Genomic DNA, 25,575 nt, shown 5'->3' on the forward strand with positions numbered 1-25,575 from the left:
GCGGCAATCCTGGAGGAACGCCGAATCAGAAGAACCCCAGATAACAAGCCGAAAGCACCTGGGGTTCTCAAGAATTCAGATCACACGTTCAGGAGTGTTCGAACTCCCCGCCCTGCACACCCGCCGTGAACGCATCCCACTCGGCGGGACCGAACATGAGAGCCGGGCCAGTGGGGTTCTTCGAGTCCCGCACCCCGACCATGCCCCCGTCAAGGTGAGCAACCTCCACGCAGTCTTTCGTCGAGCTGCTGCGGCTGCTCTTGTACCACTTCGCCCCGGACAGATCGACGCTCACGCTCGGTGCTCCTTCGCCACAGCCAGGATCTTTTGCCTGGATTTGCTCTCATCCAACGCTACACGTCCGATCTCGGTGAGCGCAGTCCGATAAGTTTCGACCTCCGCTTCACGTTCCAGGTACAGGTCGCCCGTGTATTCCTCCACATAGACGATCGGCGGCTCTGTGAGCTTGGACTGCGGCAAGGGCGGAAACTCCATGAGCGAGCACGATCCGACGAGCACGCCGAGATGGTTGCGGGCATTGAACGGGACGACGCGTATCGAAACGTTTGGCAAGGCACCGACTTCGGCTAGATGTCGCAGCTGTTCACTCATCACTGCTGGACCGCCCATCTCCTCGCGCAGTACAGCTTCTGACAGCAATACCTCGACAGCGAACCCGGGATTTTCCAAGCGTCTCTGCCTGCGCATTGCCCATTCGATGCGCTTCTCTATCAGCTCAGAAGGCAGCTCGGGAGCCTCGATCCAGGCTATCGCACGGCGGTAATCCGAGGTCTGGAGCAAACCCGGAAGTACGGCCAACTTCCACGCCGTCAATTTACAGGCGGCCTCTTCCAGAGCCAGGTAATGGTCGAAGTCCCCGGTGATCTGATCAGCATATGAACGCCACCAACCCCCACCGCGTTCCGGCGCGGCCCGCACCTCCTGCACCAGGCCCAACAGGATTCGCCTTTCGTCGTCGGTGGCCGCGTAGGCATCGCACAGGGCGTTGATCTGAAAACTGGTGATCCGGGTCGATCGCCCCTCCTCGATGCGGCCGATCGATTGCGGGGAGGTTTCGGCCAGTCTGGCCGCCTCGGCTTGGTACATGCCCTTGACCGTCCGCAATCGGCGCAGTTCACGGCCGAGAGCACGACGCGCGAGGGTACTGCCGGTAACGCTCATATCGTTAGCCTCACTATGTATTGACCGGACTTTTGGAAGCCGTCAGCAGGTGTCGCTCACGTGGCGGTATCCGCGGAGAAAGTTTGGCGATAATACGACGGAAGCGGGCGATTGGGGATGCCGTTTTCCGGGGGCCGGGTGTGTACTTGCATCACCCCGGTAGCCGGGAGGTACCCGCCGCCTAAGCGAATCCCTTTGTATCACAGGCGGTTTCGGCCTCGGCCACCGGGCATTCCAAACACCCACACCCCACGTTCGGAGTATCCGCATGCACGGCCTGCCGGTAACGAACCACAGCGAATTGCCCGTGATGACAATCGAATACGCGCATGTAATCATGCAGAGCCACTTGGACTGCCAGGCGTCGATCTGCCCGGTCAAGGCGCAGGCGAAGAAGCGGCTCATCGAGGCCGGTCGGTTCGTCCCGGCCGATGTCCCGCACCTGGGTTTCTGAGATGGCCGCCGAAAAGCCGGACCGCCACCCATCACCGGCCAATCCAGCACTGCCGCAACGTGTTCCGTTCATCGGTCCCACGGCCATCCACGGCGGTGCACCAGCCGACGTGGTCGAACGGTTCGCGGACGCGGTCCGCGAATGGGCGAATCGCATTGATGGACACTGAGGATCTACCGAAACCGTCAATGTCCGGAGTTGTCTGCACAGCTGATCGAGGTCGTCTGCACGCCGAGTTGGCTCCCCGTCGGCGGCGAACTTTCCGGGGGTGTCTGCTGTGAGATCAGTACGTTGAGTGCGACGGCGCCTTCCAGCAGCGCCCTGGATCGAGCTTCGATGCTGGCCTCTCGGGCGTCCAGGCCGACCACGACGTCGTCCCAGCGTTTGGAACCTCGCAGTTGCGGCATCAGCGTCTGGAGCTGGGTGATGCGGTAGCCGGCCAGGCGGAGTTGGTGGACAATCCGCGCGTCACGTACGTGGCTGGGGGTGTATCTGCGGGCTTCCCGTGGGAGGTCACGTTCGGGCACGACCAGTCCCACCGCATCCCAGTGTCGCAGTGTCGACAGACGTATGCCGAGCGCATCTGCCAACTCGGAGATGGTCATCTGGTCCGACGCTCGCACGTCGACGCAGGGTTCTTCGACGATCGCCCGGGCGGCCGCCTTGGCGAACTCGAGGTCTCGGCGTTCCCTGTCGAGCGTGGCGTGCGCTGCGTCGAGATGGGCAAGCAAGCGCGAGATCGGGTGTGCGTTCGCTGCGCGCATGATTTTCCTGGCTTCGATCGGGCCTGCGCCTGCGGCCAGGCTTCGGTAAGCGCGGGCAGCATGCACGTGGCGCTGGTCGTAAACCCGGTATCCGGCCGAGGTCCGAACAGCCACCGGCAGCACGCCGTCGAGCTCGAGTTTGCGCACTTGCTGAACGGAGTATCCGACTGCGCGCGCGACGTCGATGGTGCGTTTTCCTGCGGAGTTGCGACTTTTCACCATTTAGCCTCCACATATCGGAGCAAAGTCGACATAAGCACTTCAATGTAATGCTCGAATACATGAACGTCGACGAGATAATCGCCTTCATCGAATCCCTGGGCGGGGTGCTGACGCTTCGACCGGGGCCGGGCGACGGTTCACCCGAGATCGCGTGGGGGGACACGTTTTTCTACTACGCGCCGGACGGCAAGGTGCCGACCAAGAGCCAGCCGTTCGCGACGATTGTGACCAAGGACTACCCCGGTGACGATCGTTCCCGCCTGGACCGCCCCGGAGCCTTCCGCCTGAACATTGGTGTCGATAGGGAGAGCTTTGTCCGGTGGACGGGCCACGAACCCCGCGACACCGGTGACCAAACCGAAGATCCGAGCGCGGTCGACACCGTGTTCGCGCATCCGGTCTACGGCAGCGCCGCATGGCTGGCCGTGGTGAACCCTGGCCCAGAAACGGAGCAGTCGATCCTGGAACTGCTGCGCACGGCCCACGACCGCGTCCGTGCGCGCGGCCGATGGCGCGCCGAGTCGCAATGAGCAGCACCCTCCGGACGACCGCCTCCACCTTAGGTTGAAAGCCTGCGACAACCCGAGATAGGTGAATCTGCAGGCTTAAGCACCGAATTGGTCAGTCCCGAGGCGCGGGTTGTGTTGGCTCGCTCGATGTCGTCGGCAGCAACGGTGAGGTGATCGCGGGCAACGGCACCGCTGGCGCATCGCGCTCTGAAGCCGGATTCGACGTGAACAGGAAAACCATGAACGCCGCCAGAGCCAGCACGACCGCAGCGATCAAACGAGCGATCTGCCAGCGCAGGCTACCGAGATGATCCTTCAACGCTGCCGTTCCCACGACCATGCCCCTCCCTGATGGATTGCGTTCGCTAAGCAGATCGCCGCACTGCCCCCGACCATTACCTCCCCGGACGAACCTCACGAACCCGCGATAGTTGAACACGCGATCTCACCAGTCCGGAACCCCGAATAGTTCCGGTTGTCTGGGACCGCCGCCGCCGCGTCACAGCATCGATGCGCTGTGTCCGCCCGCAATCACCGCGCGGGCGTGGTCATTCCGGGTTGCACCAGTCGTGACGGTACGTGGCGAGGTTCTGCGGTGTCGCCGTGAAGTCGACATATAGTGCCACCCCGAACGCCGACCGGTCGACCCTACGCACACCTTCGGATAGAATTCGAGCAACGCCTGCGCGCGATGCAACAGACCGGTGACATCCCGGACCCCGCGACGCACAGATCTTGCGGTTAAAGACCGACAGTCGCGCTTCAGCGAGCGGTTCGCCGAGACCGATCGACGAACTCACTGACTTCCGGACCCGGGCCCTGGCCAGAATCGCCGCCCAGCACGACGAAATCCAGCGACTCCGCACCGCCGCATCCTCAACTCCGACCGTTACCCACTTGCCACCTCCCCGGCAGAAGGTCATCGGCCCATGCTGACGGAGGCGCCGAAAGACCGAAAACACAACTACGACAGACAGATCCAACCCGAACCCAGCAGAATCGAGCCGACAATGACATGGTCGCCACCACGAACCACCACCGGCACCGAACGCCAGTTGCTCGAGAGCATGCTCGACCGCAACCGAGCCGAATTAGTCAACACAGTGCGCGGTCTGTCCGAAGCAGACGCCCGCCGCCGTCTTGTCTCCTCAATGACCACCCCGATCGGCCTGCTCAAGCACGCCGCAACCGCCGAACGGATCTGGTTCCAGCACATCCTGGCAGGCCTGCCCAAGAATGAAATCGACGGTGGCACGACCCCCGGCGACGCCAGCTTTGTCGTCGACGACAACGAGACCCTCGACGATGTGATCGCCGAATTCGAGCGCGTCAACGAACGTTCCCGCGCGATCGCCGCCGAATTCGACCTCGACGACATCCGGACACACCCCCGCCTCGGCGACGTCAACCTGCGATTCATCTACCTGCTCGCGATCGAGGACTTCGCCCGTCACGCGGGCCATGGCGACATCCTGTGCGAGCAGATCAAACCTCCCGCCCTGCCCAACACCGACGTTCCAGAACAGCCCTAGCCGAGCGATCTATGACATAGCGTGTAGACGGAAAGGCAACACAGTCGATGCTTCGCGTAGCACGGCCGCACCGCTCAAATGGGACTGCCTCGGATTTGCGGATGTTCTGCACCGCACCAGGTTCCGGCCGCCAGCGCCTCGCGCTGGCCGGTCCGGGGGCAGCGCGACCCGCGGCATGACCGCATATGCCCCGCTGGCGAGCTCAGCTCGCGCGATGGATGGGATGCAGTCGCGATAGCGCGCGCACGGCATCGGCGCGCGAGATGAGCTGGTCGCCATCGAGTTCGGCGATGGCCGCCTCCATCCACTCCCGGATCAGCGTCGACATGCCGATGCCACGGCTATCGGCGAGCTGTTTGACTCGGGTGTGCAGCTCCAGCGGCATGCGGATCGAGCTGGTTACCACTATGTCGTCACCGGGGGCCAGTGGCGGCGGCGCCTTTTCCGGCGGGACCGGTTGGTCGCTGAAGGTCAGCCGATCCATGAACGCCACCACTTCGTCCGGGGTGGACGGGAAATCCTTGTCGCTCATCACCGGTTCTCCTGTTCCCACTCCTCGAACATTTTCAGTTCGTCGGCGCGCATTTCCCTGGCGCCGATAATCAGCCAGGTCCACTGGTCCTGTTGGCGCGTCGCCACGATCAGCGGCCGCCCGGTACCTGTGCGACCCCAGACCGACAACACCGTCACGTGCCCGTCATCGGCGATCCGCGGCCAGCGCCGTGCGCCTTCGAGGACTTGGCGTACCTCACGGGGTCCGATGCCGATCAGGTGTGCGAACGCCCAATCCGGCCACTCGAACCCCATGACCACATACTACGCGCATAGTAACCGACCGATTGGTCCCGTATGCACGTCACTTGACGTCCGATTGTGAAGACACTGCTAGTCATAACTGCAAGTCGCATATTGACGCGGTGAATGGTGGAGTGGGCAGTCCCCGGTAGTGTTCGCTGCTGCGGGACCGGCTGGCACGAAAGAGATGGGGAGATCCAGTCGAGTTGGGCAAGAACCACGACGTGACGAACGGCCCGGGCTACGAGGCCTATCCCACCGAGTCCGACGCGGTGGAAGTGTCGATGTTCTGATCGAGCACCCCAATCGTTGATGAGACGCCCTGGAGTGGCACGCAGCTCAGAAGTTCTGAACCGGAGCCAGGTCCACATCGGCCGGGGGCCGCAACCGGCGAAGCGTGCCATCGAAGGACGTGACATACACCGCTGGCCGGTCGCCGTCGTACGCGACGCGCACAGAGCTGGGCCCCGGCCAACCGGCGGGTAGTGCGGCCGTGAGGGCGCAGCTTGCTCCCGTTTCGGGGTCGACGCGGTGGATCACACCGGCGAGGTGGGCGGCGACGTAGAGGTCACCGTCCGCGCTCGCGGTCATATCGTCGGGTCCGGCCAAGAGCCCGGGCACCGTCGTCACCACGGTCCACCGATCAGGTGCATCCAGCGGAATCCGATAAACCTGTCCGGTGAACAGATCATCGGTGTACACCACCTGGTGATCCGGACTCAGCGCCAGCCCTTCCCCTCGCGGCACCGGCGACCAATTCGCGACGACTTCACCGGTTTCGCGGGCGTAGCGCGACACACCCATCGACGGGCCGCCCTCGGTGCCCACCCATGTGGTCAGGAAATCCCCGTCGGGCAACCGCAGGAGCCCGTTCCCAGGAAGGTCGGCCAACGGCGAAAGCTCACCGGAATCGGTATCCAGCTGCCACAGTTTGCCGTCGGTGCGGGTGAGGACATAAAGGGTTGTTCCATCGAGCTGCAAACCGCCCGGAGCGGCCAGGTTCTCCAGCACGGTCCGCACCTGCCCGGAACCGTCGACGTGATAGACCTTCGTGTCTCCCGACATGTAGAAGCCGCCCCGCCCATCGGGCTCGAGGTTCTCCAACTGCTCCAGACCCGAAACAACCGTGTCGACTTGCCACCCGCCGCAACCCGTCAACGGTGAAGAAAACGCTGGAGCAGCGGAAGCAACTCCGGCCGCGGCCACCACCGCGAAGCACAACGCCCCAATACGCGTACGCGATATCCCCATCCCGGCAGCCTACGACGCTTCAAGCCACGACGCTGACCCCAAAATCTGGCCGGTCCCCCCGCGACAGCGCAGGTGCGCAGCGGCGGCCGAACTGTTGGCGGCGGTGCTGTCCGAGCCAGTCCAACTGGTCGGACAGCACCGGGAACGGCCGCCGTCCCTGCCGATGCAAGCATTTCCGGTGTATTTTCCGCCGCTACGGCGACCCCTCGACGAAGGCACGCAGATCGGCGTTGAACCGGTCCGGCTGTTCGAGGAACGGACTATGCCCGGCGGCCTCGTAAACCTGCACCCGGGCGCCAGGCGCCAGATCCGCCACCTGCGAGTGCGACGCTGGACGAATAATGGCGTCAGCGGTGCCGTAGCCGATCGCGATCGGCTTGCCGAAGCCCTGCCACACCGCGTCGTTGTCCTGCTCACGCGCCAGCATCGCCGCCCGTACATCCGGACGCACGGACAGCACAGCACCCAGACTCTGGTCGGCTTCGGCGCCGGGCCAGGTGTCGTTGCGGCACAGGCGCAGGAACTCCTTTCCCGCCGTCAGCGAATCATCGACCTGAGTGGACAGCAGGCCCGGGACAAGACCGAGGAACCTTTCGCCCAGCAGGTCGACCGCCTCCGCTGTACCGATCTTGCGCAATGGCGCGACCAGAAAGACGCTGGCGATCTTGTCGCTACCGAAGCGGTGCAGGTAGTCCGCGACGACCATGCCGGCATATGACCACGCGACCAGGACCGCGCTGCGCAATCCCAAGTGGGTCAGCACGGCCTGCAGGTCGAGCGCCCAGGTGTCAGGGTCGCTGTAGCTGTCGTCGCGGGGTGCGTCGGATCGCCCGTGCCCGCGCAGATCAACAGCCACCGTTCGATGTGATCCGGCGAGGGCCGCGACCTGACGCTCCCAGACCAGGCTGTTCATCGACAGGCCGTGTAGGAAGACGACCGCGGTGTCGCGCTCGGGGCCGCGATCGGTGACGTGCAGCCGGCAGCCGTCCCGCCCGGTCACGCTGTGCTCACGAACCGCGAGTCCGGCGGACAGCGTCATTGTTGCTGCCCTTCCTCGACGAGCCCCACCCCGACCGGCCCGTCCTCCCCGCGCATCTGCCGAAGCACGGTCTCGGTGTCGAAATACACGCGCTCGGCCAACAGCTTGCCAGCCTCGTCACCGTCGCCGAACAGATAGAAGGCGGCGAGCTCGAACGAGACCGGCAGTCCTTGCGGGGCGATTCCCAGGAAGTCACCCTGGTGAGTGCCGGTCAAGGTGACCTCACGGATGGAACAACCCGGCACGTCGTACTCATGGGTGACCGTCAGCTTGAAGTCCGGCACCGCTGCCTCGAAGGCGGCGTAGAACTCCTGCACACCGGAAAACCCCGAGTACCGGGCGGCGAACGGCATAACGTCGTACCATGCGCGCTCATCCTGGATGAACGTGTCGTACACCTTGTCCCAGTCGTGTTCGTTCTCTCCGGCAAAGTGCTGGGCAACAGTATCGCGCTGCAGCTTGATGCGCGCGTCGTCGGTCAACGTCATTGTCGAAACCTTCCTCACTCCGAGCCAGTGCTGGCACAGATCAGCCTGAAGCACGACCCGAATTGCGACAATGCCCAGAAGGTGGAACACCGAACCCCCGCCTCGACGGGCTTGGCGGGCATACGATGTGAGCTCGAGCGACGGGTTCGAGGTGGATCTCATGCTGAGCGCACAAGACTATCGCGGGGTGCTGGGCGTGCTACGGACCTGCGCCGAAGCTGACGGCTCGGACGCCGACTTCCGCGCCGTGGTCCTACGTGCCATCGCCGAACACCTCGGCTACGACCGGTTGACGTTCTTCCTGGGCCGACACCCCGCAGCACAGCTCGATCTGCGTAATCCAGTGGCCGTGGGGCTGCCTGGGCCGCTGATCGATCGTTACCTGGCCGGCTATGGCCGCGACGATGTGTTCGCGGCAGACCACGCACGCGGCTTACTCCGCCTGCACGGTATGGCGTGCCTGCCGGACCTGCTCGAAGCCGCCCTCGCCCCCGCGCAGGACGCGTACGCGGAGGAGTTCCTGAGCGGCAATGGAATCACCGACAAGGTCATGGTGTGGTTCGACACCGGCCTGCCTGTCCATGGTTTCCTCGGCGTCATCGCCACGGGAGAGCGCGCTTTCGACGAGCGCGACCGCGCCCTGCTCACCGAACTCCGCCCCCACATCACCTACCTGCTACGCACCCACCTACGGCAAGCGGCCCGGGTCGACACCGGTCCCCTCACAGTCCGTGAACATGAAGTCGCACGCCTGGTGGCCGACGGCTGGTCGAACCGCGCCATCGCCCGCCACCTCCAGATCGGCGAATGGACCGTCAAGAAGCACGTGAGCCGGGTTTTGGCCAAATGCGGCGTACTGTCGCGCACCGAGCTCGCGGTGGTCTGGCACGGAAAGAACCACACCGATGAGATCGCTGCCTGGCAGCGGATCCCCAACCAGCTCCCGGTCGCCTGAGAACTCAGTTCAGAATGAGTGGGCGTGTCGGTTTGGTCTGCTGCGCAATGTTTTTGAGAACCAACCGTCACTGGCGCGAACGCCGAACACGCTGCCCACGACCACGATTGCGGCCGCGCGCAGGATCACGACCGGCACCGAGATGACAGGCGGCCCGCCGGTCCAGTCTCGCTGATTCCGATCAGCCCGACGCACAGAGTGGTGAGCGGGGCTCTGTTCGACAATTTCGTGCCTATGACGCTCAGCCGAAACCCAAGATCGGCCCCGGCCGATGTACGACGGACACGGTGATCAGGGCAGCTCTTGCCGTGGAATTTTGTCATGAAACAAGACGATAGAAAATTACGAACACTACTGTCTATAGATCTTGATCTCCGTCTCAGACGCAATATTCGGGCACTGGTCGATAGATGTCGAGATGCGATTGATACCCGGCTCGCTGAGCGGTAGCTGTCGACCATGAATCGTGCTCATGTCGACCCTCTGGAGCGCAGCTGTCGTTCACACGGATCGGCGCCGAGGCGATGTACAAGCCATGAAGCATACAAGCAAGGGGGCTGAGGTCATGGCGCCGATGGTCGGGATTATGGCCATGGAAATGCCCTTGTCCGTATTCACCACGGTGGCATACTCGATTGGAGCAGCCAACGGCGCGCTCACCCCGGTCCGATCGAGGCCGACGCACCAGCTTCAGCCCGGCACGGTTGCCGGGCGAACACTGGCGAACTCCAATGATCTTGGTGCGCCAGGAATGTTCGAGCACTCATCCCATGTTCCCAATAGTGTTGCGTATACAGGATCATCGGAGGACCACATGGGGAACCTGTTCGGACCCGTCGGCCCGGTGAGGGGGCAGGCGTGACCGAGGGACGCGAGACGACGGCGCGGAATTCCACGTTCGCCGGGTACCGCGATGCCTCGATCACCACCACACCGGCCATCCGTCCGGTGATCTGCATTGCACTGTTGCTGATGAGTGTCGCGCTGGTCTACGAAGCCGGTCGCGCTGCCCCCGGTGAGGGCCATGGCTGGTTCGTTGCCGTGTCGATCGCCGGGCTCTTCGTGGTGCGCGGATTGCATCTGCGCCGCCCGATCACCTTGCCACATTTCACCATCGCGGTTTTCGTGCTCGCGGCCGCCAATGCCGCCTATCGCGGCTCGCACCCGGGCCTCGGATTCGTCTTCCTGGCCGCAACCGGATTCATCCTGATGCTGCCACAGTCGAGTCGGCCCCAGCCCGAGCAGTTGTATCGGGTCGCCGAACTCATCGGCCGGACCCATCGCGATCCACTCGCGGCCTTCGCACTGCACTCGTCGAAGTCCTACTACTTCAACGCGAACTCGACCGCCGCGATCGGCTATCGGGCCCGATTCGGGATCGCGGTGGTCGCCGGTGATCCGATCGGCGATTGCGCCGACTTCCCGGCACTGCTCACGGACTTCTCCGAATTCGCGGCCGATCACGGCTGGCGGATCGCAGTACTCGGTGCCAGTCCGGAATTGACGCAGATATGGCGGCATCGGGCGACCGAGCATCGAGGGTTACGCGCGATTCCGGTCGGCCGCGATGTGGTCATCGATGTCGGGGCATTCGCCATGGTCGGTCGCTCCTTCCGCAATCTGCGCCAGGCCGTGAGCCGCACCCGGAATTTCGGGGTTACCACCGAGATCATCGCCGAGACCGATCTGACCGAACCGTTGCGGGCCGAACTGCTGTCCATAGTCGACCAGTGGCATACCGGTCGGCAGAATCGGGGCTTCTCGATGATCCTCGACCATCTGCTGGACGGGCGGAATCCGGGCATGCTGCTGGTACTGGCCAGAGACGCCGACGGGCGCGTGGCGGGCTTCCAGCGCTACGGGGCCTCCGACCGCGGCCGCGAGCTGAGCCTGGATGTACCGTGGCGGCGCAAGGACGCCCCGAATGGACTCGACGAGCGGATGATCATCGATCTCGTCGACCACGCTCGCACGCAGGGCATCGAACGGATCGCACTGGCATTCGCCCCGTTCCCAGAGCTGTTCGCCGAGAAGAAACGATCGCGGACCGGGAAGCTGGTCTATGTCCTCGCGCACCTGGGAGATCCGCTGATCCGGCTGGAATCGCTCTACCGATTCCTGCGCAAGTTCCAAGCGATGTCCGATCAGCGGTTCGTATTGATCCGATGGCGCGAGGTGCTGCTGGCCGCTGCGGCGCTGCTCACCTTGGAATTCGTGCCGCACCGCAAGCAGTACTAGTCGCGGACGGTAAGACCGATCGCCCTGGCGAATTCGGGTGCCAGATCCAGCAGTTGCAGCGACGTGATGGTTGCCCCGCGCAATGCATCGAGGCCCTCGGCGACATTCAGGTGCGCGGCGCCGCGCAGATCGACTTGCTGCAATCGGGCGCGGTTGACGAGCAACCCCTCCACGGTAGTGCCGGGGAAGGTGATCTTGGTCAGCTCGGCGTCACCGAAGTCGGCATGTCGTAGTACGCAATCGACGAATTGCACCTCGCGCAGTTTGGCCTTGCGGAAGTTCACCGAGTCGAATTTGCAGCCCTCGAAGCGCACACGGCGCAAGTTGGCACCGCCCGCATCGACGCCGGACAGTGCGCCGTCAATCAATTCGACATCCTGCCAGGAGGTATCGGACAGGTCGGTACCGACCCAGCGCACGCCGCGTTGCCAGACATCGGTGAAGCGGGAGAAACGCAGGCTGCCACGGTTGATCGCGAGCGAGGTGAACACGGTTTCGGCAAACCGGGAGTTGCCTGCCTCGATGTCATCGATATCGGCGCCGGTGATGTGTACGCAGTCGTAGTCGCCCTCGGGTTCGAGATCGCTCGCCAGCGGTGTGAGATAACGCGCGTAGGGCAGATCCGCGAGTTCGTTGGGCACGGTTGACCTCCGGGTTCGGTGACGGCTGTCCCTGTCTACCAGTCGGATCCGACAGGTCAGGGGTCGATGCGGTCCAGGAGCCAACGTGGGCCCACCGATTCGGCGCCGAGGGCTTCGATTCGGGTACGGAGTGCGCGATCAGCCGTTACGACGGCGATCCGGTCCTCTTCGATGGCCGCGGCCACGACGTCGACGATCGCATCGTCTCCCGAACCATCCGCCAGCACAACGCGCACCCCTTCGAAATCATCCGAGGCCGCGGCCTTGGCAGCGCCCTCGAGGACAACGACCACCTCGGCGGGCTGTGTGAGGTGCCGCTCCAGCGTGCTCAGCCGCATGAGCAATCGCCGAGCCGCACCCGTACGATCACGCCACCAGCCATCAGGGCGCGAGCCAACGACATTCGCGGCATCCACGACAATCAGCATCATTGCCTTTCTACTCGTCGATGGTGATTCGGGCGGCGCCGGTGTGCAGATAGCGCTGTTGCCCGCGGCTCATTGTCTGCTGCGCGGGAAGCAGATAAGCCACGCGGGCACCGCATGGTCGAGAGCAGTGATCGAATTGTCGACTCAGGGCGAGCAGGCGTTCATAGCGCAGCATGATCTACCGCCAATCGGACCATCGCGAGTCGAAAACGCATGTTTCCGGACGCTTGCTCACCCGATGACGTGAACATCCCACAATTCCGAATATCGGGAGTTGGTCGGGCCATTGGTGCAGTCCGCACTAACGAGTGCTACTAGGCAATCCGCTTGCGCGCCTGACCTTTCGGCTTACGGCCAGCTCGGGTGGCATCTGTTGCGCCGTCGAAGGTGAGTACGCCGTCTTCCACCGGTGCCTTGCGCAGTAGCACGCGGTCGCGGAAGTAGTTGTTGATGACCTGCCAGGGTCCGCGGGCGCCCTGACGGGGCATGACGCCGTCGCCGCGTTGGATATAGCCGGAGGTCAGTGCGCTGCCCATCACCGACTGGTCGGAGCGGTCGGCGTCTTCGGCGATCGCGACCACCTTGGTGTAGCCGTTGGCCTTCATATGGTTGAGGACGCGGCAGAAGTATTCGGCGGCCAGATCTGCCTTCAGCGTCCACGACGCATTCGTGTAGCCGAGAACGAGCATCGCGTTGGGAATGCCGTCGAGCAGGGTGCCCTTGTAGACCACATGCTCGCGGGTCGACACCGGCTCCCCGTCCACCTCGAGTGTCGCACCGCCGAGAATCTGCACGGACAGACCGGTTGCGCTGATAACGATATCGGCGGGTAGTTCCGCCCCGGACGCGAGCCGGATGCCCGTTTCGGTGAAGCGATCGATGTGATCGGTGACGATCGAAGCCTTACCGCTGCGTAGCGCTTTGAACAGGTCGCCGTTCGGAACAATGCACAGCCGCTGGTCCCATGGGTTGTACGACGGCGTGAAGTGCCGCATATCGAACTGCTTGCCGAGCTGCATCCGCACCGCGGCCAGCAGCAGCTTCTTCGACAGCTCGGGATTGGTGCGGGAGAGCCGGAAGCTGGCCCGCTGCAACGCGATATTGCGCGCCCGGCCCGCCCGATAGGCGATTTTTTCCGGCACCCGCGCGTACTTCATCCCGACCGCGACCGGGTCGTCGGCGGGCAGTGCGGCGATGTAGGTGGGTGAGCGCTGCAGCATGGTGATGTGCGCGGTGTCATCGGCCATCGCCGGAACCAGCGTGATCGCGGTCGCGCCGCTGCCGATCACCACGACGCGTTTACCGCGGTAATCCAGTCTCTGCGGCCAGTGCTGCGGGTGCACGATCTGCCCCTGGAATTCCGCCTCACCCGGGAACCGCGGGCGGTATCCGTTGTCGTAGTCGTAATAGCCGGTGCAGCCGACGAGGAAGTTGCTGGTGTAGATCTCGGTCTCGCCGGTCTGCTCGTCGCGCGCCTCGACGGTCCACAGTTCGGTGTCACTCGACCAGCTGGCCTTGGTCATCTTGCGCCCGAAACGAATGTGCTCGGTGACGCCGTATTCCGCTGCGGTTTCCTCGATGTACTGGCGAATGTGCGGCCCATCGGCGAGCACCTTGGTGCCGATCCACGGACGGAAGCCGAACCCGAAGGTCAACATGTCGGAGTCGGAGCGGATGCCCGGGTACCGGAACAGATCCCAGGTCCCGCCGATGGCGGTACGGCGTTCCAGGATCGCATAGCTGCGTCCGGTCTGCTCGAGCGTGAGATGGCACGCCATCCCGATCCCGGACAGGCCCGCGCCGATGATCAGTACGTCGACATGCCGCGTCATTGGGGTATCCGTTCCGTCAAACCACCCGGGCACCCTTGCCTGAGCGTCTTCCACAGATTAACTGTTATCTTCAGTAACGTCTAGGCGAGAATGCGCCGCTGCCGGATCGCTCTCGACATCTGCCGCCACCATCACATGAGGATCGTTCGAGTGCTACTTGCCCGGTGATTGCACGAGTTCCCTGATTGCGCGAGTTGCAACCGTGCACTCGATGCGCAACCGCACGCCCGGCATTCGCGCCGTGGATGCCTGCTGGTCACTCACGGCTTTGGCTCGTCCTCGCCGGGGCGAGGCATAACGGAATCAACGGTTTCTGCCGATCGGTAACCGGCACGAAATTCACCATTGGGATCTTGCACGAATGCATTCCGAGTTATTGCGTCTCCGTGGCGAATTCGGCACGCTCTCTGGGGAAGAGCCACGGCGCACACCCTTCGCCGCCGGGCCGGAGAGGACGACGACCCGATATGTCCGATGACGAGAAGCAGATCCGGATCCTGATCGAGCGGTGGGCGGCGGCGGTACATACCGGCGATCTGGCCGGTGTACTCACCGATCACGCCGACGATATCGTGATGTTCGATGTGTCCCCGCCGAATGAAGGTGTGCGCGGCATCGACGCCTATCGGGATATCTGGCCCGGTTTCTTCGAATGGCAGGCATCCGGTGCAACATTCGACATCGTTTCGCTGGAGGTGGACGCCGGTACAGACGTGGCTTTCGCGCACGCGCTGCTGCTGTGCGGCACCGCGGAGGACTTCACCCGCGATCCGGCCAAGCGCCTGCGCATCACCTTCGGCCTGCGCAAACAGTACGGACGCTGGTCGGTGGTGCATGAACACCACTCCTTCCCCGACGACAGTCCGGCACTCGAGCGCTGAGTTCATCTGGCTCGCTACGGTGGCATCGAGCGCAACGATGCATCGACCACCGGTGGTGTGGTGGCACCGTTGCGCGAACAGCGCATCGAGTGCACCGGGAGTTCCACGTGAATCAGCCTGATAGCGAACGCTTTTCGAACCATGCGGGCACCCGCCCCGCAGCCTGGTACGAGGACTGGACGGCGGTACCCGATTCACCGTGGCGGGATCGGCCCGAGCCCGCCGGCGAACGCGAGTACCGCACGCTCACCTATGAACGCGATGGGCGTATCGCGCGCATTACTTTCAACCGCCCGGAGAACGGCAATACGATCACCCCGGACACTCCGGTCGATCTCGCGCACGCGGTCGAGCGGGCCGATCTGGATCCACGGGTGCACGTCATCCTGGTTTCCGGGCGCGGCAAAGGTTTCTGCGGCGGCTACGACCTCGATATGTTCGCTGAACAGGGCAGCCACGGTGTCGACGGTTCGACCGACACCACCGGCACTGTGGCCGATCCAGTGGTGCAGGCGGTCAATCACAATCCCTGGGGCACTTGGGATCCGATGATCGACTACGCCATGATGAGCCGGTTCAACCGCGGTTTCGCCTGCCTCATGAACGCCGATAAACCGACCGTCGCGAAATTGCACGGCTTCGCCATCGCCGGCGGCACCGATATCGCCCTCTACTCCGACCAGATCATCTGCGCCGACGACACCAAAATCGGCTACCCGCCCACCCGGGTTTGGGGTATTCCGGCGGCGGGCATGTGGGCACATCGCCTCGGCGATCAGCGCGCCAAGCGGCTGCTGTTCACCGGTGACTGCATCAGCGGAAAGCAGGCCGAAGAATGGGGGCTCGCGGTCGAATCATGTCCGGCCGACGAACTCGACGAGCGCACCGAGGCATTGGTGGCGCGCATCGCGCGCATGCCGATCAACCAGTTGATGATGGCCAAACTGGCGCTCAATTCGGCGCTGCATTCGCAGGGCGTAGCGAATTCCGCGATGATCAGCACGGTATTCGACGGGATCTCGCGGCATACACGCGAGGGCTACGCCTTCCAACTGCGTTCAGCCACCGTAGGTTTCCGCGAGGCCGTACGCGAACGCGACGAACCATACGGTGATTACAAGCGCGCCCAGTTCCGCGCCGAGCAGTAGCGCGCTCAGCGGGATCTGTTGTCGTCCAACGGCGTGTTCGTCCGTGGGGTTCGGTCATCGATGGCGCTCACCGATGGTGTGCCGATCCGCATCGGCGATACCGAATTCACCTTCGGCATGCCGTCTAGCTGACGTGCTTGTTGAACCAGTCCAGCAGTTGGGCTTCGGTTTTCGGTCCGGGGAGCGGGTTTTCCGGTACCAGTGAGCAGAACTGGGCGATCAGGTGGGAGGCGTTGTGTACGGCCAGCAGGCAGGTGCGGATGCCCGAATCCGGATCGTTGTCCAGGAAGCAGAAGAATCGGCCGACCTCTGCGCTTCCGTTGCGCCACGCCTCGTCGGTGCCCCCACCACCACCGCAACTGTGCCCGCCGAGCACTCCGACATCGGCCCGGTACAGCGCATTGGCCGACTGGCTGTCCGGGAATCCGAAGAATAGGGCCGACGGATAGTCGGGCGGCGTGCTGCACCCGATGGCGGCATTCACCTGGCCGCCGGGTGGCGCCACGTGCCGACAGTTCCGCGGACCGAAGGCGTTGCCGAGACGCCCGAGCATGACTCGGTCCGCGGGCGTGAAATAGTCGGGGTCACGGGCGGCTTCGTTGGTCAGGAACTGGCTGCCGCTGAACTTCGCCAGGTAGTCGCGCAGCGGCTCATCGCTCGGTGCGGGCCAGATGAAGAAGGCCAGTGCCAGCTGGGCCTCATCGGTCACAAGCAGGGAGGGTTTCGGCGCGTCGGGTGACTCGGCGCGGTTGGCGACGCACGCTTTGCGGCCGATCTCCTTGCCTTCGTACATCGCCGGTCCGTCCACCCCGGCGGCGTCGCCCGGGCAGTTCGTGGCATGGAAGGTGCGGACCAGCAGGCCGTAGTAGTCGCGCAATGCGTCGATATTGCGGAAACGCATGTATCGGGCCGCCGACTCACTGGCCGCGGGGTTGTCCGGGCAGAAGATGACCGCGACAGTGGTGGTGGTATCGGGCTGCTCATGCCGGCAGGTGGATCGTTTGCGGCCGGTCTGGGCGACGACCTTCAGCAGATCGATATCGGCGTCGCGCAACGCTGTGGCGTCGGCGACCGGATTGCCTTTGCGATCGCTGAGCAAGGTCCAAGCGCCGAAACCGGCCCCGGCGGCGATCACGGCGGCGAGTGCCAAGACGAGTGCGGTCAGCACACGGCGTCGGCGGCCCGGTTCGGACACTTCTGCCTGTGGTTCCTCGGCCTCGGGTTGCTCGACATCGGATCGCTCGGCATCCGGTTTCGCGGCGACGGATGACAGGTCGGCATGAGTGGCGGTATCGACTTGTCCTGCTTCACCTTTCGAGATTCGCGCAGCGGTCGCGGACACCGTCGTGTGCCCCTCGGTAACCGTGCCCGCACTCGTCAGCGCCGCCTCCGCCGCATGCGCGAGGTCTCCTGCGGTTTGGTAACGTTCGCGCACGTTTTTGGCCATACCGTGCTGGATGACGGCATCCAGCGCGGTCGTCACATTCGGCCGGAGTGTGCTCGGTCGCGGGACCGGCTCGAACAGATGCGCGCTGATGATCTCGGCGTCGGTGGTACCCCGGTACGGCCGTGCGCCGGTCAGGCATACGTAGAGCACGCACGCCAGGGAATAGACATCGACCGCGGGCGTGGTGTGCTCGGCCCGAAACCGCTCCGGCGCCATATAGCTGAACGACCCGATCACCGCACCGTGGGTGGTCAACCCCTGATCGGCATCCGAATGCGCGATACCGAAGTCGACAAGATAGGCGAAACCTTCCGGCGTGAGCAGAATATTGTCCGGTTTGACGTCGCGGTGGACCAGCCCTTCGGCGTGTGCGGCATCCAAGGCCGACGCGATCTGGCGGATCACCGCCACCGCCTGCGGCGGTGCCATCGGCCCGTTGTTCCGCAATACCGAAGGCAGGCTGGCACCGTCGACCAATCGCATATCGATGTAGAGGTGGCCGTCGATCTCGCCGTAATCGTGAATCGGGATGACATGCGGTTCCCGCAGTCGTGCGGCGGCATCGGCCTCGCGCTGGAACCGCTCGCGGTATCCCTCGTCCAGTGCGAGCCGTTCCAGGAGCACCTTGATCGCCACGCTGCGGCGCTTGCGCATGTCGTAGGCCTCGTAGACCTCGCCCATGCCGCCACGCCCGATCAGCCGATCCAACCGGTAGTGCCCGAATATCGAGCCCACGGTCAGTGGCTGGCGCTGGCTCGTCATCTCGTCCTCCGCGATGCAGACCGGGGCCCTTCGCTCGTCGGTCAACTGTATGTTCGGCGACCGGATTTCCGCACCGCCTGCGGAAATGTTCCTCCTGATTGATCTTCGCCGCGCCCGGTTCGGTTAACCGCGGGTGCCGTCGCGCGGCCGATCGGGCACCGCCGATAGAGTCATGGGATGACCTGGACCGTCGGTTTCGACCTCGATATGACGCTGATCGACTCCCGGCCAGGTGTGCGCAAGGCGATCGAGCAATTGGCCACGGAGTTCGACCTGCCGTTGCGCGCGGCCGAATTGGCCGACCGGCTCGGTCCCCCGCTGGCGATGCTGCTGTCCGACGCCGGTGTGCCCGAGGAGCTCATTGCAGCACTCGTGACCCGCTACCGCGAGATCTATCCGTCGATCGTGCCCTTCGTTGCGGCCATGCCCGGCGCAGATGCCGCGTTGGCCGCCGTCCGCGCGCGCGGCGGACGGGTGCTCATCGTGACCGGTAAGCACGAACCGCTGGCCCGACTGCACGTCGCGGAACTCGGGTGGCGTATCGACGAGGTGGTCGGCGATCTCTGGTCGGACGGCAAGGCCGCGGCATTGCGTGCGCACGGCGCGGACCTGTTCGTCGGCGATCACGAGGGCGATATGCGTGGGGCACGGGCCGCCGACGTGTACGCGCTCGGTGTCACGACCGGACCCTGCGATGCCGACCAATTGCGTACTGCGGGAGCTGATTTCGTCCTCGGCGAGCTGACCGAATTCCCGGACTGGCTGGCCGCGCGCTAACGGTCCTTCTGAAGGCGGTAATCGAGACCGATCGGTATGGGAAGATCGACGTGGTTCGCGCAATCGACAGCGTGAACCGACCTATGGCAACAGGCCAGAGGAGATAGCGCTGGGAGATAGCCGTCAACTGAAGGAGCAACCATGCGCGCCACGTCGAATCAATTCTTTGCAGCCACGCTTACCGCCGTGTTCGGCAGCCTCATGGTGGTGTCCGGTCCGGTCGCCCTGGCTCAACCTCCGACCTCGGATCCGGCGCCGGTATGTCAGGCCGGAGATTTTCAGGTCCAGGGCCCCTACGATTGCGACTGCGGGGACAACGGCCAGTGGGCCTGCCACGAGCGGGGGCACGGAGGCGCCTGAAACGTGTTTCGAAAGTGCCATGTCGGTTTCATCGACTCCCGAGCGGCTCTGGCCGATGGACATGGCGCACCGGAGATAGCGCCGACTGACGGAGCAACCATGCGCGCCAAGTCGAATCAGTTCTTCGGAACCGCGCTTGCCGTGGCATTCGGCAGCCTCGTGATGCTGTCCGGTCCGGTTGCCATGGCTCAACCTCCTCCTTCGGGTCCGACGCCGCAGTGCCAGGCCGGAGAATCTCAGAACCAGGGTCCTTCTGCGAAGTAGCCATTGGATCGGCTCCGAAGCTGTGTGCGAGCGATTCGCGGCATGAGCGGCCGGTCGCGGCGCTATCCGGAGAACTCGTCGGCGAGGGTGTTCCAGAACATGAGTTCGTAGTTCTGGAAGAGTCTGGCGTACAGGTGGGCGTCGTTCGGATTCAGTCGTTCGGTGTCGAGGCCGGCCTGGATTGCGGCGAGGGCACGCTCTTCGTATTCGGGGGTGTCGGCGGCGAAGAAGTCGAAGAATGCGCAGGCCGGGTCGTCGAACTCGTAGTGGGTGCGCATGCCGTCGGCGACGGCTCGGCAGTAGCGGCCGAAGGCGGCGACATTGGCGTAGATACCCGCCGCGGCGGCGGAGGGCTCGGCGTTGAGCGCCAACCACGCGACATAGGCCGGGTAGGCCTGACAGCCCGCTCTGGGCAATTCCATACCTTGGTCGGGTCCGGTCGCCGCCATGAGCGCATCCAACATTTCGCGCGCCTGCCGCTCGCCTGGTGGGAGCCCGTCGAGGAACGCTCTGACGCGCGGTTCATCCGCCCGTACCGCCATGGCGTGGAAGCTGCGCCAGTCGCTGCTGGTGATGCGCTGTTCCTCGGCGGCGATCGCCGCGAAGACCGCGCGCGGCGCCTTGCCCGCCGCAATGAGCGCAACCATGCGGTTGTCGTCGTCGCGCGGGGCCAGCTCGGCCTGGATCCCGTCGAGCAGGTCACGAGCATAAAGGGTCATCGGAACCTCCCTATGGGAATACTTCCATTCAAGCGCTGTTCGCTCCCGCGCGACAGGGTGTCAGTCGCCATGTTCGGCATCCCAGCGCTCCCCTATCCATCGTCAGCGCGAACAGTACTGTTCGGTACCGACATGGCGGCAAGGCCGCGCGGGCGAGTCTGTGGAGATGCGCATGCTTATGCGGACTCGATCACCGTCAGCCGAACGAACTATTTGCCGCGTACCGCGCTGGGAGAAGCCTCAGCCCGTCTGCCAGCACTATTCGCTCGATGGCGAATACGGTATCGGGCCGACGACCACGGCTGGTCGGTATCGAATACTCAACGTGGGTAGCCGATTTCGATCATGTCCGGTTCCAGATCGATGAGGTCGACATCGGGATTGAGCCCCGTCACCACTGTTGGCGTCAATGGCAGCAGCGCGTACACATGTTCGACAGCCGCCAGGCTCACCTCGACCTCGTAGTAATCCCGGGCCCATTCCCGGTAGCCCTCGGGCGTGCCGTCGACCAGCAGCTCGAACAGCCCGTGGCCACCACGGTCGGCGGCAGACACGCCCCAGTCGCAGTCGCGAGGTTCACGCCAGAAGCACACCGTGGCAAGGGGCGAACCATCATGATCGGCGAACGCAGGCTCTGTGACGTAGGGACCGAAGACTGCGGGCACAGCATCGAGTACCCGCGGAGCGTTGGGCGTTTCATGATCGAACCCGCGGCCATAGACACCGACTGCGGAGAAGACGATGAACCAGTCATCACCGGAGCCGTCACGCATCGAAGCCATCTCTTCGGCATCGCCCCAGCGGCTGTTGAACGAGTAGTAGCGCGCCTCCCATTCCGGGCTGAGAGCGGCATCGAGCATTGCCATCGCCCGACAGCGGTTACGGAGGATCGGAATGTCAGGCAGGCGGCGCAGCAGTTCGTTCACAGTGCCATCCAACACAACGCCACAGACGTCTGCCTCAACCGATCTCTCGCGGCACCTGAACACCGACAACCTCCGAACCTGCCTGTCGGGCTCAGGCATTCGGAACCAGCTGCGGGCCCGCCAGCTCATGCCGAATATCGGACGTTCTGTGGGCATACTGGCGTGGTGGCGACAGTCGTAGCGTTCCATGCCCACCCGGACGACGAGATCATGCTCACCGGTGGCACTCTGGCGAAGTTGGCTCATGCGGGGCACAGGACGGTCATCGTGGTCGCCTGTGACGGGCACATGGATTCGTTCGAGGGTGCCGTCGCACCGCGGCTGCGGGAGTTGCAGGCCAGCGCGGATGTTCTCGGTGTGGCAAGGGTGGAACACCTCGGCTATGCCGACAGCGGACACGGGCCGATCCTGTACCCGGATCCACCGGGACGGGCACGGTTCGTGCGAGCCGGCGTCGACGAGGCTGCTGAGCGGCTGGCGTCGATTCTGGCAGAAGAGCACCCGCAGGTTCTGTTGAGCTATGACCGCAACGGCGGATATGGTCACCGCGATCACGTTCGTGTTCACGAGGTCGCCGCCAGGGCCGCGAAATCGGCGGGGGTCGCACGGGTGCTGGATGCGACGATGCCGCGGGAGTTGCTGCTGCGGCTCACGACTCCGGCACGGTGGCTGGGCTATGACGCCGACGCGATCCGCAGCGGCTACACCGCTCGTGCGGATATCACTCACCGTATCGACGTCGGATCGTTCGCGACACAGCGCATGACAGCGCTGGCCGAGCACCGGTCGGTACTTGCCGGGCGGGGCCGATTCGCCACGATCGGGCGCGCGCTGCTTCGCATTCCCGGACCGATCCGGGCGCAATTGTTTCGATGGGAATGGTTCACCGAGGAAGGGCTTCGACCCGCCACCTGCGGTCCGCTGGATGACGTGTTCGCAGTCCCGACCGCGGCGACCGATTAGCTCGACAACAGCAGCGAATCTCGTTCTGCAACAGTGAATCTCGCTCGTTCCGCTGGTTCTTTCAGTACGGCTGTTCGATGTCGTGATCATATCGTGTGGGTCGGCGGCCGATGCTTTCCTCATCGCGGGTCGGGCACCTGTCTCACGGACGAATCGCCGCCACAGGACACGAGGGCTCTCCACCGGGTGGGTGTCATCTGCCGTGGAGCACCCTGCGCTCAGCGCAGCAGTTCGATGACAGCGCCCATCGGCTCCATGCTGTTCTCGAGCACCGTAACGTAGCTGAATCCGAACCGTTCCCGGCGCTCTTCCAACTGCCGCGCCATTTCCTTCGGCGTTCCGATCAGCAATGCGGGCAAATCCTCCGGCCGGTCGGCGACATCGGTGGGTAGGTGCGGCGCGTACAATTCCAGTGCGGCCGACCGTTCCTCCGGTGAAATTACCCGCTGCAGCAGGATATTCAGCTCAACATTCTCGGCCCGTGCCCCGAGCAACTCCCGCAGGTACGCCATCCGCGCATCGGTGGCGGCGACCCCGGCGAACTGCAGTGGTCCACCGTTGTATGCCGGGGCGGCACCGGACAGCGCGACGATATCGGCATATTCGGCCGCGACTCGCAGCAACCGATCGCCCCAACCAGCAATGACCAGCGGCGGTCCCGCAGGTTGCGCGGGACGCGGCTGATACTCCGGATCGGCGAATAACCGCCGCAGGGTCGCGGCGGTCGCCACCATCTGGTCGATCCTTGTGCCGGCACTCTCGAAAGTGATTCCGGCTGTTTCGAATTCTTCTCGGACATATCCGGCTCCGAGGCCCAACTCCACCCGCCCATCGGTGAGTTGATCGGCCGTAGCCGCCTCCCGCGCCAAGAGTGTCGCGTTGTAGAACGGCGTATTCAAAACCAGCGTGGTCAGCCGGACCCGTTCGGTCGCCTCGGCCGCGAGAATCATTGCCGGAAAAGGCGCGGGCAACCCGAGGTGATCGGCCACACCGACCACGTCGTACCCGAGCGCCTCGGCCCTGCGACACTTTCGTATCCACTCCGCCCGCGAAGCGGGAGCGAACAGGGTGACACCGAACCGGAACTTGCCTCGCGCAGCCATCACCCTGTCCTGTCTACCAGCGTGAGCGCCGAACCGCCGGTCAACAGCGCGAGCGAGTCACATCAAAAGCCATCCGGATCAAGGTCGCCATTGCGGCGGGCGATGCTGCCTTCGATGTCCTTGCCAACACCATCGCCGACGCTGTCGCTGCCGGATTGCTGCCTGCTGATAAGTCCGACACCCTGGCCGTCATGTGGTGGAGTCTGGCGCACGGTATGGCCTCGCTGTGGCTGGACGGTCAGCTCGAAAAGCTGAAGCATCCAACTCGGCACCACCGCACCGACGCTGGTCGAAGACATACTGTGCACCTTCACCGCACTGGTCGGACACGGCGCGTGATACCCGGGCGAGCGCATCCGGCACTAGAGTGAAGCCGAATGTTTGCTGTCCGATGCACCCGCACTCTTCGAGAGGGATGTTCCGATGACACAATCGCTCGATCCCACGGTCCAGGAATTCGTGGCCGCGCTCAACGACAGTGATCAGGACCGCTTCTATGCAGTCTTCACCGACGATGCGACCATGTCCGACGACGGTGTGGAGCGCAATCTCGCCCAGTGGACCGACTCCGAAATCTTCGGCAGCAATGGGCGCATGCAAGTCGAATCCGTCGGCGACAACGGCATCGAACTGGTTGCCGACTACACGAATACTCGCTGGGGTTCGATGCGCACCGCCTGGCGCTTCACTGTGCGCGACGGCAAAATCAGTCGATTCGAGACCGGCCAGGCCTGAGTAACCTCGAGTTCGTGTTCACTACACCCAATTACGGCACGGGCTCGCTGGCTGACCTGTTCCCCTCCCTTCTCGCCGGGTTCCGCGTGCCCGGCGAGGTCGATCGACTCGGCCTCGAGTTCGTCGCCGACCGGATATGTGTGCTGCTGATCGACGGTCTCGGCGCGGACTCACTCGCCGCGAATTCCGATGCCGCGCCATTCCTGTCGGCGCTGGCGCAGCGCACGCTGACAGCGGGCTTCCCGAGTACGACCACCGTCAGTTTGAGCTCACTCGGCGTCGGTGTGCCGCCCGGTGAACACGGGTTCACCGGATACCTCATGCACGTACCCGGCTACGACCGATTGGTGAACGCGCTGGCCTGGCGGCTACATGGCGCGGGACCGAAGATCGATCTGCTGCACGATCTGGTGCCGGAGCAATTCCAGCCCACCGCCACGGTTTTCGAGCGAGCCGCGGCCAGCGGAATCGCCGTGACGCAGGTCGCACCGCGCCTGCAAGCGGGGTCCGGGCTGACCAGGGCCGTGCTGCGGGGCTGCGAATTCCACCCCGACGTTTCGGTCGGCGATTTCGTCGACGGCGTCGCCACGGCATTGCGCGCGGGCTCACGCTCGTTGGTCTACGCCTACCACGGAAACCTCGACACAACCGGTCACGTGCGCGGCCCCTCCTCCGATGCTTGGCTTTTGGAGCTCGCGCACGTCGATCGGCTGGCCGCGACCATCGCCGAACATCTACCATCCGATGCCGCGCTCATCGTGACCGCCGACCACGGCATGGTGGAGCTCACCGACCGCATCGATTACGACAAGACCGAGGTACTGCGCGAGGGCGTACGCCTGCTCGGCGGCGAGCCGCGGGCTCGCCACGTCTTCACCGTCGACGGCGCGACCGCCGATGTGGGGGCGATCTGGCGGGAATTCCTAGGCGCCGACTTCGATGTCGTTCCCCGGGCCGAGGCAATCGATCGCGGCTGGTTCGGCCCCACCGTGGCACCGCATATCGCCGAGCGTATCGGCGATCTCGTGGTCGCGGCCCGTGGTCTGCGCGGCGTCGTACGCACCGGCGCCGAACCGCTGGAATCCATACTGATCGGCCACCATGGTTCGCTCACCTCGGCGGAGATGAATGTGCCACTGCGCATGTTCCGACCGTAACCG

29 protein-coding genes are annotated in these 25,575 nt (G+C 64.2%); 13 read left to right on the plus strand and 16 right to left on the minus strand.

The window, feature by feature from the left end; genetic code table 11:
* Positions 1 to 88: 88 nt before the first annotated feature.
* Both ACW2Q0_RS27065 and ACW2Q0_RS27070 read right to left on the minus strand, forming a co-directional pair.
* Positions 89 to 295, minus strand: coding sequence for a DUF397 domain-containing protein (locus tag ACW2Q0_RS27065; protein ID WP_457193736.1), 207 nt, complete (start codon positions 293 to 295; stop codon positions 89 to 91).
* The gene (locus tag ACW2Q0_RS27070) at positions 292 to 1,182 is read right to left on the minus strand and encodes a helix-turn-helix domain-containing protein (protein ID WP_457193737.1); all 891 of its coding nucleotides are present in this window, start codon (positions 1,180 to 1,182) and stop codon (positions 292 to 294) included. The genes ACW2Q0_RS27065 and ACW2Q0_RS27070 overlap by 4 nt, the downstream gene beginning before the upstream one ends.
* Before the next feature lie 310 nt (positions 1,183 to 1,492).
* On the opposite strand from ACW2Q0_RS27070, the gene ACW2Q0_RS27075 reads away from it, so the two are divergent.
* Both ACW2Q0_RS27075 and ACW2Q0_RS27080 read left to right on the plus strand, forming a co-directional pair.
* The gene (locus ACW2Q0_RS27075; RefSeq protein ID WP_364351374.1) at positions 1,493 to 1,636 is read left to right on the plus strand and encodes a hypothetical protein; all 144 of its coding nucleotides are present in this window, start codon (positions 1,493 to 1,495) and stop codon (positions 1,634 to 1,636) included.
* 1 nt (position 1,637) lies between these two features.
* Positions 1,638 to 1,805, plus strand: coding sequence for a hypothetical protein (locus ACW2Q0_RS27080; RefSeq protein ID WP_457193738.1), 168 nt, complete (start codon positions 1,638 to 1,640; stop codon positions 1,803 to 1,805).
* A 16-nt stretch (positions 1,806 to 1,821) separates the two neighbouring features.
* Here ACW2Q0_RS27080 and ACW2Q0_RS27085 read toward each other — a convergent pair whose 3' ends face one another.
* On the minus strand, positions 1,822 to 2,619 hold the full coding sequence (locus ACW2Q0_RS27085; RefSeq protein WP_457193784.1) for a MerR family transcriptional regulator: 798 nt from the start codon (positions 2,617 to 2,619) through the stop codon (positions 1,822 to 1,824).
* A gap of 62 nt (positions 2,620 to 2,681) precedes the next feature.
* On the opposite strand from ACW2Q0_RS27085, the gene ACW2Q0_RS27090 reads away from it, so the two are divergent.
* A complete protein-coding gene (locus tag ACW2Q0_RS27090) occupies positions 2,682 to 3,152 on the plus strand; it encodes a DUF6194 family protein (protein ID WP_457193739.1) in 471 nt (156 codons plus the stop codon).
* Positions 3,153 to 3,243: 91 nt separating this feature from the next.
* Here the strand turns inward: ACW2Q0_RS27090 and ACW2Q0_RS27095 are convergent, their stop codons facing one another.
* Positions 3,244 to 3,570 (minus strand): hypothetical protein, encoded by a 327-nt coding sequence (locus ACW2Q0_RS27095; RefSeq protein WP_457193740.1) that lies wholly within the window; start codon positions 3,568 to 3,570, stop codon positions 3,244 to 3,246.
* Positions 3,571 to 4,198: 628 nt separating this feature from the next.
* Between ACW2Q0_RS27095 and ACW2Q0_RS27100 the strand changes: the two genes are divergently transcribed.
* A complete protein-coding gene (locus ACW2Q0_RS27100) occupies positions 4,199 to 4,663 on the plus strand; it encodes a DinB family protein (protein WP_457193741.1) in 465 nt (154 codons plus the stop codon).
* Positions 4,664 to 4,865: 202 nt separating this feature from the next.
* Here the strand turns inward: ACW2Q0_RS27100 and ACW2Q0_RS27105 are convergent, their stop codons facing one another.
* The 5 genes from ACW2Q0_RS27105 to ACW2Q0_RS27125 all read right to left on the minus strand — a co-directional run bounded on the left by ACW2Q0_RS27105 (position 4,866) and on the right by ACW2Q0_RS27125 (position 8,236).
* Entirely contained in the window at positions 4,866 to 5,195 is a 330-nt protein-coding gene (locus ACW2Q0_RS27105; protein ID WP_457193742.1) for a hypothetical protein, read from the minus strand.
* Positions 5,195 to 5,470 (minus strand): hypothetical protein, encoded by a 276-nt coding sequence (locus ACW2Q0_RS27110; RefSeq protein WP_397054089.1) that lies wholly within the window; start codon positions 5,468 to 5,470, stop codon positions 5,195 to 5,197. Before ACW2Q0_RS27110 ends, ACW2Q0_RS27105 begins: the two co-directional genes overlap by 1 nt.
* Positions 5,471 to 5,797: 327 nt before the next feature.
* On the minus strand, positions 5,798 to 6,709 hold the full coding sequence (locus ACW2Q0_RS27115; RefSeq protein WP_457193743.1) for an SMP-30/gluconolactonase/LRE family protein: 912 nt from the start codon (positions 6,707 to 6,709) through the stop codon (positions 5,798 to 5,800).
* 193 nt (positions 6,710 to 6,902) lie between these two features.
* The gene (locus ACW2Q0_RS27120; protein WP_457193744.1) at positions 6,903 to 7,748 is read right to left on the minus strand and encodes an alpha/beta fold hydrolase; all 846 of its coding nucleotides are present in this window, start codon (positions 7,746 to 7,748) and stop codon (positions 6,903 to 6,905) included.
* Positions 7,745 to 8,236, minus strand: coding sequence for an ester cyclase (locus ACW2Q0_RS27125; protein ID WP_457193745.1), 492 nt, complete (start codon positions 8,234 to 8,236; stop codon positions 7,745 to 7,747). The genes ACW2Q0_RS27120 and ACW2Q0_RS27125 overlap by 4 nt, the downstream gene beginning before the upstream one ends.
* 160 nt (positions 8,237 to 8,396) lie before the next feature.
* Between ACW2Q0_RS27125 and ACW2Q0_RS27130 the strand changes: the two genes are divergently transcribed.
* Positions 8,397 to 9,191, plus strand: coding sequence for a helix-turn-helix transcriptional regulator (locus tag ACW2Q0_RS27130; RefSeq protein ID WP_457193746.1), 795 nt, complete (start codon positions 8,397 to 8,399; stop codon positions 9,189 to 9,191).
* A gap of 858 nt (positions 9,192 to 10,049) precedes the next feature.
* Positions 10,050 to 11,429 carry a bifunctional lysylphosphatidylglycerol flippase/synthetase MprF gene (locus tag ACW2Q0_RS27135; protein WP_457193747.1) on the plus strand — a complete coding sequence of 460 codons (1,380 nt, stop codon included), beginning with the start codon at positions 10,050 to 10,052 and terminating at the stop codon, positions 11,427 to 11,429.
* On the opposite strand, the gene ACW2Q0_RS27140 is transcribed toward ACW2Q0_RS27135, so the two are convergent.
* The 3 genes from ACW2Q0_RS27140 to ACW2Q0_RS27150 form a co-directional block, all read right to left on the minus strand.
* Positions 11,426 to 12,070 carry a pentapeptide repeat-containing protein gene (locus tag ACW2Q0_RS27140; RefSeq protein ID WP_457193748.1) on the minus strand — a complete coding sequence of 215 codons (645 nt, stop codon included), beginning with the start codon at positions 12,068 to 12,070 and terminating at the stop codon, positions 11,426 to 11,428. The genes ACW2Q0_RS27135 and ACW2Q0_RS27140 overlap by 4 nt on opposite strands.
* A gap of 56 nt (positions 12,071 to 12,126) precedes the next feature.
* Complete coding sequence (locus ACW2Q0_RS27145) at positions 12,127 to 12,498, minus strand: NYN domain-containing protein (protein WP_457193785.1); 372 nt, start codon at positions 12,496 to 12,498, stop codon at positions 12,127 to 12,129.
* Between the two features lie 314 nt (positions 12,499 to 12,812).
* The gene (locus ACW2Q0_RS27150) at positions 12,813 to 14,330 is read right to left on the minus strand and encodes a flavin-containing monooxygenase (RefSeq protein ID WP_457193749.1); all 1,518 of its coding nucleotides are present in this window, start codon (positions 14,328 to 14,330) and stop codon (positions 12,813 to 12,815) included.
* Positions 14,331 to 14,797: 467 nt separating this feature from the next.
* Between ACW2Q0_RS27150 and ACW2Q0_RS27155 the strand changes: the two genes are divergently transcribed.
* Both ACW2Q0_RS27155 and ACW2Q0_RS27160 read left to right on the plus strand, forming a co-directional pair.
* Positions 14,798 to 15,211, plus strand: coding sequence for a YybH family protein (locus tag ACW2Q0_RS27155; RefSeq protein ID WP_457193750.1), 414 nt, complete (start codon positions 14,798 to 14,800; stop codon positions 15,209 to 15,211).
* A gap of 107 nt (positions 15,212 to 15,318) precedes the next feature.
* Positions 15,319 to 16,359 (plus strand): crotonase/enoyl-CoA hydratase family protein, encoded by a 1,041-nt coding sequence (locus ACW2Q0_RS27160; RefSeq protein ID WP_457193751.1) that lies wholly within the window; start codon positions 15,319 to 15,321, stop codon positions 16,357 to 16,359.
* Positions 16,360 to 16,483: 124 nt separating this feature from the next.
* Here the strand turns inward: ACW2Q0_RS27160 and ACW2Q0_RS27165 are convergent, their stop codons facing one another.
* Positions 16,484 to 18,568, minus strand: a complete 2,085-nt coding sequence (locus ACW2Q0_RS27165) for a serine/threonine-protein kinase (protein ID WP_457193752.1) — start codon at positions 18,566 to 18,568, stop codon at positions 16,484 to 16,486.
* Positions 18,569 to 18,745: 177 nt separating this feature from the next.
* Here ACW2Q0_RS27165 and ACW2Q0_RS27170 point away from each other — a divergent pair, with 177 nt between their 5' ends.
* Entirely contained in the window at positions 18,746 to 19,345 is a 600-nt protein-coding gene (locus ACW2Q0_RS27170; protein ID WP_457193753.1) for an HAD family hydrolase, read from the plus strand.
* A 686-nt stretch (positions 19,346 to 20,031) separates the two neighbouring features.
* Here ACW2Q0_RS27170 and ACW2Q0_RS27175 read toward each other — a convergent pair.
* Both ACW2Q0_RS27175 and ACW2Q0_RS27180 read right to left on the minus strand, forming a co-directional pair.
* On the minus strand, positions 20,032 to 20,688 hold the full coding sequence (locus tag ACW2Q0_RS27175; protein WP_457193754.1) for a hypothetical protein: 657 nt from the start codon (positions 20,686 to 20,688) through the stop codon (positions 20,032 to 20,034).
* A 320-nt stretch (positions 20,689 to 21,008) separates the two neighbouring features.
* Positions 21,009 to 21,614, minus strand: a complete 606-nt coding sequence (locus ACW2Q0_RS27180; protein ID WP_457193755.1) for a hypothetical protein — start codon at positions 21,612 to 21,614, stop codon at positions 21,009 to 21,011.
* A 165-nt stretch (positions 21,615 to 21,779) separates the two neighbouring features.
* On the opposite strand from ACW2Q0_RS27180, the gene ACW2Q0_RS27185 reads away from it, so the two are divergent.
* On the plus strand, positions 21,780 to 22,577 hold the full coding sequence (locus ACW2Q0_RS27185; protein ID WP_457193756.1) for a PIG-L deacetylase family protein: 798 nt from the start codon (positions 21,780 to 21,782) through the stop codon (positions 22,575 to 22,577).
* A gap of 218 nt (positions 22,578 to 22,795) precedes the next feature.
* On the opposite strand, the gene ACW2Q0_RS27190 is transcribed toward ACW2Q0_RS27185, so the two are convergent.
* Positions 22,796 to 23,680, minus strand: a complete 885-nt coding sequence (locus ACW2Q0_RS27190) for a TIGR03621 family F420-dependent LLM class oxidoreductase (RefSeq protein WP_457193757.1) — start codon at positions 23,678 to 23,680, stop codon at positions 22,796 to 22,798.
* 131 nt (positions 23,681 to 23,811) lie between these two features.
* On the opposite strand from ACW2Q0_RS27190, the gene ACW2Q0_RS27195 reads away from it, so the two are divergent.
* From ACW2Q0_RS27195 to ACW2Q0_RS27205, 3 genes are read left to right on the plus strand one after another with little or no spacing between them, the layout of a single operon-like run.
* Positions 23,812 to 24,051 (plus strand): hypothetical protein, encoded by a 240-nt coding sequence (locus ACW2Q0_RS27195; RefSeq protein ID WP_457193786.1) that lies wholly within the window; start codon positions 23,812 to 23,814, stop codon positions 24,049 to 24,051.
* Between the two features lie 52 nt (positions 24,052 to 24,103).
* On the plus strand, positions 24,104 to 24,415 hold the full coding sequence (locus tag ACW2Q0_RS27200) for a nuclear transport factor 2 family protein (protein WP_457193758.1): 312 nt from the start codon (positions 24,104 to 24,106) through the stop codon (positions 24,413 to 24,415).
* A gap of 14 nt (positions 24,416 to 24,429) precedes the next feature.
* Positions 24,430 to 25,572, plus strand: coding sequence for an alkaline phosphatase family protein (locus ACW2Q0_RS27205; protein ID WP_457193759.1), 1,143 nt, complete (start codon positions 24,430 to 24,432; stop codon positions 25,570 to 25,572).
* The last annotated feature ends 3 nt before the right edge of the window (positions 25,573 to 25,575 follow it).

The organism is Nocardia citri, from assembly GCF_054065835.1.

Excerpts from the sequence above, each read along its gene's own strand:
- ACW2Q0_RS27170 (WP_457193753.1), top strand. The coding sequence starts at position 18,746 with ATGACCTGGACCGTCGGTTTCGACCTCGATATGACGCTGATCGACTCC.
- ACW2Q0_RS27105 (WP_457193742.1), bottom strand. The coding sequence starts at position 5,195 with ATGAGCGACAAGGATTTCCCGTCCACCCCGGACGAAGTGGTGGCGTTC.
- ACW2Q0_RS27165 (WP_457193752.1), bottom strand. The coding sequence starts at position 18,568 with ATGACGAGCCAGCGCCAGCCACTGACCGTGGGCTCGATATTCGGGCAC.
- ACW2Q0_RS27175 (WP_457193754.1), bottom strand. The coding sequence starts at position 20,688 with ATGACCCTTTATGCTCGTGACCTGCTCGACGGGATCCAGGCCGAGCTG.
- ACW2Q0_RS27110 (WP_397054089.1), bottom strand. The coding sequence starts at position 5,470 with ATGGGGTTCGAGTGGCCGGATTGGGCGTTCGCACACCTGATCGGCATC.
- ACW2Q0_RS27100 (WP_457193741.1), top strand. The coding sequence starts at position 4,199 with ATGCTCGACCGCAACCGAGCCGAATTAGTCAACACAGTGCGCGGTCTG.
- ACW2Q0_RS27190 (WP_457193757.1), bottom strand. The coding sequence starts at position 23,680 with ATGGCTGCGCGAGGCAAGTTCCGGTTCGGTGTCACCCTGTTCGCTCCC.
- ACW2Q0_RS27130 (WP_457193746.1), top strand. The coding sequence starts at position 8,397 with ATGCTGAGCGCACAAGACTATCGCGGGGTGCTGGGCGTGCTACGGACC.
- ACW2Q0_RS27120 (WP_457193744.1), bottom strand. The coding sequence starts at position 7,748 with ATGACGCTGTCCGCCGGACTCGCGGTTCGTGAGCACAGCGTGACCGGG.
- ACW2Q0_RS27155 (WP_457193750.1), top strand. The coding sequence starts at position 14,798 with ATGTCCGATGACGAGAAGCAGATCCGGATCCTGATCGAGCGGTGGGCG.
- ACW2Q0_RS27125 (WP_457193745.1), bottom strand. The coding sequence starts at position 8,236 with ATGACGTTGACCGACGACGCGCGCATCAAGCTGCAGCGCGATACTGTT.
- ACW2Q0_RS27070 (WP_457193737.1), bottom strand. The coding sequence starts at position 1,182 with ATGAGCGTTACCGGCAGTACCCTCGCGCGTCGTGCTCTCGGCCGTGAA.
- ACW2Q0_RS27090 (WP_457193739.1), top strand. The coding sequence starts at position 2,682 with ATGAACGTCGACGAGATAATCGCCTTCATCGAATCCCTGGGCGGGGTG.
- ACW2Q0_RS27145 (WP_457193785.1), bottom strand. The coding sequence starts at position 12,498 with ATGCTGATTGTCGTGGATGCCGCGAATGTCGTTGGCTCGCGCCCTGAT.
- ACW2Q0_RS27075 (WP_364351374.1), top strand. The coding sequence starts at position 1,493 with ATGACAATCGAATACGCGCATGTAATCATGCAGAGCCACTTGGACTGC.
- ACW2Q0_RS27150 (WP_457193749.1), bottom strand. The coding sequence starts at position 14,330 with ATGACGCGGCATGTCGACGTACTGATCATCGGCGCGGGCCTGTCCGGG.
- ACW2Q0_RS27080 (WP_457193738.1), top strand. The coding sequence starts at position 1,638 with ATGGCCGCCGAAAAGCCGGACCGCCACCCATCACCGGCCAATCCAGCA.
- ACW2Q0_RS27200 (WP_457193758.1), top strand. The coding sequence starts at position 24,104 with ATGACACAATCGCTCGATCCCACGGTCCAGGAATTCGTGGCCGCGCTC.
- ACW2Q0_RS27115 (WP_457193743.1), bottom strand. The coding sequence starts at position 6,709 with ATGGGGATATCGCGTACGCGTATTGGGGCGTTGTGCTTCGCGGTGGTG.